This window comes from Prosthecobacter sp., from assembly GCF_049294395.1.
Lineage (GTDB): Bacteria > Verrucomicrobiota > Verrucomicrobiia > Verrucomicrobiales > Verrucomicrobiaceae > Prosthecobacter.
Window position 1 is genome coordinate 1 of sequence record NZ_JBAQCR010000361.1, and the last position, 5421, is coordinate 5421.

The 5421-nt window shown below is 62.1% G+C and carries 5 protein-coding genes; all 5 read right to left on the reverse strand.

The features are described from left to right. Positions 1–100: 100 nt before the first annotated feature. Positions 101–475: a nuclear transport factor 2 family protein gene (locus WAW39_RS24265; protein WP_422321744.1), complete on the reverse strand. Its 375-nt coding sequence runs from the start codon at positions 473–475 to the stop codon at positions 101–103. A gap of 97 nt (positions 476–572) precedes the next feature. Continuing rightward, positions 573–995, reverse strand: coding sequence for a DUF4442 domain-containing protein (locus WAW39_RS24270; protein ID WP_422321745.1), 423 nt, complete (start codon positions 993–995; stop codon positions 573–575). Positions 996–1196: 201 nt separating this feature from the next. Beyond that, the gene (locus tag WAW39_RS24275) at positions 1197–1577 is read right to left on the reverse strand and encodes a hypothetical protein (protein WP_422321746.1); all 381 of its coding nucleotides are present in this window, start codon (positions 1575–1577) and stop codon (positions 1197–1199) included. Between the two features lie 128 nt (positions 1578–1705). Continuing rightward, entirely contained in the window at positions 1706–3010 is a 1305-nt protein-coding gene (locus WAW39_RS24280) for a Gfo/Idh/MocA family protein (protein ID WP_422321747.1), read from the reverse strand. A 315-nt stretch (positions 3011–3325) separates the two neighbouring features. Then, entirely contained in the window at positions 3326–5107 is a 1782-nt protein-coding gene (locus WAW39_RS24285) for a metal-sulfur cluster assembly factor (RefSeq protein WP_422321748.1), read from the reverse strand. Positions 5108–5421: the final 314 nt, after the last annotated feature.

Below are 5421 nucleotides of genomic sequence, written 5' to 3' on the forward strand. Positions count from 1 at the left end.
GGCTGACCCTGGGCTACGATATGTCGCCCCTTTGGGGCTGAAGAGCTCTGCGAGCTGTTGAGAACTGGTCGGCGTTTTCAGTTTTGGATGGCATGGCCGTTCAGGATTGTGAGTCGAGTGTTTTGGGGCTGGCGAGGAACCAGACGTTGATGATTTTGCCGTCCATGACTTCGTAGGTGGCGACGAGATCGATGGTGCCGGGGCCTTCGGGGAAGGTGCGGGTGACGCGTTCGTGGTCGATGACGAAGCGGTCCATGAGGATGCGGTTGAGGAGGTGGGCATGAAGATTTGGTTCTTGGAAACGCAGGGCGAAACGGGCGCGCAATTGAGCGGTGCCGGAGGCGAGGAGGGTGGCTGGGTGTTCGAACAAGCGGGCGTCTTCGGCGTAGGTGGCGAGGAGGGCGTCGAGGTCGTGCGCGTTGTAGGCGTCGAGCTGGCGTTGCACGAGGGCTTCTGCGGTTGTGTCAGTGTTCATAGGATGAATTGCGCTCAGCTAGATTGTGGGCTTTGGAGATGGCGGCACTCTATGAGCGCGGCGGAGCTTGTCTGAGATCCCATCGTTCATGGCATCCTCATGGAAGCTTGGTGATGAACCACTCGACGGTGGCGGAGAGGGTGTGGGCGCCGGACTCGTCGTGCAACTCCACGGCGACGCTGATGATGGCGCGGCCTTTGGCGGCGAGGTCGGCGCGGAGTTGGTCGAGCGTTGCGGGTGGGGTGGTGACGGTGGAGGTGAGGGAGCCGTGGGCGGGTTTGCGGAATTTGGATTCGAGTCGGCGGACGACGGGGATGACGGCTGAGTCGGGGCCGAGGGAGCGGAGGAGGAATTCGCCGCTGGAGGCTTCGGCGAGAGCGAGCTGGGCGCTGGCGTGGACGGTGCCGAGGTGATTGAGGTATTGGGGGCCGGAGGGGAGGCGGAGGAGTTGCGCGGGGTCGGCAGATGATTCGAGGCCGAGGAAACGATTGAAGGGGAGCTCGGTGACGCTGTGCTTCATAGGGCGAAGGTGTGTGTCGTCCTTATGCTGATCCGGCGCAGAGTCATGTGGTTCCCGCTTCATGGGAAAAGTCGTGGCCACACTGCGCACAAAAGCGGGCGGTGGGGGGAGACGTGTGTTCCTGGGGACACATGCGCTCACGATACAGCCCCGGCGAGTGAATGCGGGAATAGAGAATCGCGAAGGCTGCGCTGTAAAAAATCATCCAGTGGCCGGAGAGCCGCGCACTACGGCGGGTGTGGAAGCGCTCTTGCGGTCCTGCTTGGGCTGCCCGGCCATGGAGACGATGAAGAAGATGAAGTTGAGAATGGCATAGCCGAAGAGAACGTACAAGGAGCGGCGCATCCACTCAGGGCAGCCGGCCAGAGCCATCTTCCAAACGTCTTTGCGGTTCACGTGGCGGGTCATCCCGAGTGAAGCAAGCACAGTCGGAATCCAGACTGCAAAGACGCCCACGTGAAGCCCCCAGATGAGATCGCCGCCTGGAATGGGAAGTCCTGCCAGTGCCATGCCATGAGCAGCGATGCTGAGCGCAAGCCCGCACGCGGCCAGCACCATGAATGGATAAAGAACGATTTTCATCGATGGATGGAGGGCGAAAGGAGTCGCCCGACGTTGTCACCCTGGCGTAGCGGGAAGTGACAGTCCAGCGTGAAACGTAGTGAGATCAAATGCCATGCACCTAGTGCAGGCATGTGCTGTCACGCCCCTTACACCTTCCAGCCTTGACGCGCTGCGGGGCCGTGCATGAGGGCGGTGGCTTCTTCGTCGCCGATGATGCTGCGGGTGACGGGATCGATGGTGAGGCTGCGATTCACGTGCAGGGCGATGTTGCCAAAGTGCATGGTCTCGGTGAGGCGGCCGCCGTAGGCGAAGTTGGAGCGGCAGATTTCCTGGCCTTTGATGGCGAGAAGCCAGTTGTCCCAGTGGTTGGAGCGCTTGAGGTTCACCTTGGGCAGTGAGGTGCTGAGCTCCTGCATTTTCGCTTCGGGGATCACGCGAGGTGTGCCGGCGTGGGTGCCCATGAGGACGGTGGCTTTGCTGCCGTGAATGAGGGTGCCGCCCTCTGGGAAGGTGCGCGCGGCATCGAGTTCCGGCGGGCGTTTGAGGGCGTGGTCTGCGCCGTGGTACCAATGCAGCTTGAACTCGCCGCGTGTCGCGCTGGCGGGAAAGGTGTAGGTGATCTTGACCCTGGCCGGGAAGGAGAGCTTGCTGGGGCCTGACGATTCAATCTCCACGCGGCTGGGGCAATCGAGACCCCATACGTGATAAGGCGCGTCCATGTTGTGGCAGGCCCAGTCGCCGAGCGTGCCGTTGCCAAACTCAAACCAGCCGCGCCATTGTGCGGGCAGATACTTGGAGCTGTAAGGCACCATCGCGGCTGGGCCGAGCCATTGATTCCAATCCAGACCGGCGGGTACCGGCTCCTCCGCAGGGCGTGCATCGGGGTAGCTCCAGATCGGGCCTGCCCAGCAGTGGGCTTCGTTCACATTCCCGAGAACGCCGGCTTTCACCCACTCTTCGAGCACGAGGATGCCGCCGCCGGAGTGGCCTTGATTGCCCATCTGGCAGGCGAGTTTCGTCTGCTGCTCCAGCGCCATCAAATCACGCGCCTCGGCGATGCTGTGCGTCAGCGGCTTTTCGAGGTACACCGGCTTTCCGGCCTGCATGCAGGTCTTGGCGGTGAAGTGATGCGTGTGGTCCGGTGTGGAGATGATGATGCCGTCGATGTGTTTGCCGTGCTGATCGAGCATCTTGCGGAAGTCGGACACAAAGGGCACCGAAGGGTTGGCTTTGCGCGCCTCGGTGGCCCGGGATTCATGCACATCTGCAAAGGCGGCGAAGTTCACGCTGTCGTTGTTTTGCAGGCTTTGCACGGCGTGCCAGCCTTTGCCACCAGCTCCAACGAAGGCGATGCTGAGCTTTTCATTGGCTCCGAAAACGGAACGCGGGAGGATTTGGACACCGGCGAAGGCAGCGGCGGTTTTGCTGAGGAAGTGGCGGCGGTTGGTCATGGAGTGCGGGCGTTGCCGGAATGGTTTAAACCAGAGGCTGCATAAGTGCACGGGATTGAGACGGGCAAAATGCCTGGCCACAATGGCATTCGGTTAAGGAAGGTGAACACTGAGCGGAAGAGAGTGATGGAAATAGAAATAACTGAGAGCGCGCAGAGTAAGAAGTCATCCACACTGCAGGTGGCAAGCAGGATGGCACGCTGGAGGCTGCGAAGCTAAAGAGACGCGCGGCAGCATGGGTGAACGCGGAGTGCTGCGGACTGGAAGTCCGCGCTCCGGGACGCTTTGGCAAGTTACGATCCCCAGTGAATCACTTCACCCCTCCAGGCCCAGCTTGCGGCGGCCTTCATCCGTCAGTCGGTTGGAGGACCAGGCGGGGTCCCAGACTTGTTCGACGACGACGTGTTTGACGCCGGGGACTTTCAGTAATTGGGGCTCGACGGGCTTGGAGTTGCCGCCGGAGCCGAAGGTGAAGAAGCCGAGCCGGGGGCGGCCGCGGTGGGGCATGGACATGATGACGTGGACGGTGTCGCCACGGACGCGGATGTCGTGCACGAGGCCGAGATCGACGACGCTGATGTCGGCGGTGTAGAGCTGCTCGTCTTTGCATTCGCGCAGGGCTTCCCAGAGGGCTTGTTTGGAGATGGGGCTGTCGCCGGCTTCGCCGGGGCGGGCGAGGCGTGTGGTGGGCTTGGGCGGTGTGATGTTGCGCGGGATTTCGCCGGGGGAAAGGTGGAGCGGATTGGCGAGGCAGTGGCGCAGGGACTCCAGCTTCGCGGGGCCTTCGGCGGCGGTGAAGGGGATGGCGACGTAGGCGTTCTTTTGGTGGAGCACGGCTCCGGCGGGCACGACTTTTTGGGGGAGGGGATAGCGGCTCCAGACATGGCCGTGCCAGCGGTAGAACATCTGCGGCGAGCCTGAATGTTTGGGCTCGGGCATGCCCTGGGCGGTGTGCTCGAGGTAGAGGGCGACGAAGGAGTCTTTGCTGTCTTTGTTGGCAAAGCCGACGGCCCAGATGTTGTCGCGCTGCTTGGGATCGACGGGGCCGCTTTGCAGTTTGCCATCGGCCCCCATCCAGAGCATCTCGGTGAAGGATTGGCCGGAGAAGACCCACTCGTCATCGCGCAGAGCTGCGGCTTCGAATTCTTTGATGACATGCATGCGGCCGATCTTATGGAACCAGGGGATGCCGGCGTAAAAGCGGTACTCGACCTCGATGTGCAGGCGGCTGGGGGAGAAGACGGGATGAACGGGAGAATACGGAAAGCCCCAGCGCCGCACGATGGTGCAGAGGGGGCCGCGAATGACTTCGTAGTCGGGGCAGCGCTCCCACAGGGTGATGCGCAGCTTTTGAAAGTGACCGGCGGCGGCGTAGTCGTGGGCCCAGTCAATGCCCGGGGGCTCGCCATGACCTTCGCCGCCGGCGAAGAGTTCGAGGCCGTGCTCGCGCTTGAGGGTCATGCGCTCAAGCTGTCCCATCTGGTGGGAGAGCGAGGCTTTGTAGGCGTCGTTTTCGATGTCGAGCGCGTAGCCTTCGCCGCGCGTTTCGAGGTCGGTCAGGTAGGCAGGGAGCTCGGCATCGGGATTGCCATAGAAGAGGAGGTAGGTCTGGCGCAGATGCGCAGCGCCTTCGGCCATGAAGAGCACATGGGCCTGGCGCTCCTTGCCGCGACGCACCTCGCTGTGGGTTTGGCTGGGCACCTCGATGAGGCTTTGATCGGGCTGGATGCGGGCGACACGGACTTCGCGGGTGAGTGAGGCGGCCTGCTCCGCCGAACAACTGAGGAGGACCTCCACGGGCTCGGGTGCGCGATCCAAACCGATGGTTTCATCCAGGGTGAGCACTTTGCAGAACTGCCATCCGGCAGCCCAGGTGCGCCAGGCGGGCGGCAGCGATGACACGGCCACAAACTGAGCGGTGGGGACGAAGGGGGAGCCGTGGTCTTCGCCTTCCGCCTGAGCCTGCAGGGTGGTGCTGCGGAGGGAATCGGTGAGCGAGCGGACGAGGCGGAAGTCCTTGTTTTTCCAGGCTTCTTCCAGCAGGCGGAGCTTCGTCTCAAAGCTGTCGGTCTTTTCCCAGTAGGTGTTTTCGCTCATGTTATCTTGTGGTAGGATTCGATGCGGCCAATGATGAGGCCGTGGTGAGTGTCGCGCAGAAAGGAAATCCGGCGGGGCCGAGGCGGATGGTTGGGGAGGGGTGGGTCATGGCGGGCGCTTCTCGATGATAAGTCATCAAAGTGATGTCAGACAAAGAGCGGCGCTGAATCCGCATCCTTTCGAATTTCAGGAGCTTGGTGATGAAATGCCGGTGATGAGTGGTTCTGGGTCAGGGCGCTGCATCGTGCGCGCTTTTGTCATCACCGAGTGATGGGGGACAAGGCGGTTTTGTGTCACCGCTACGCGGTTCCACG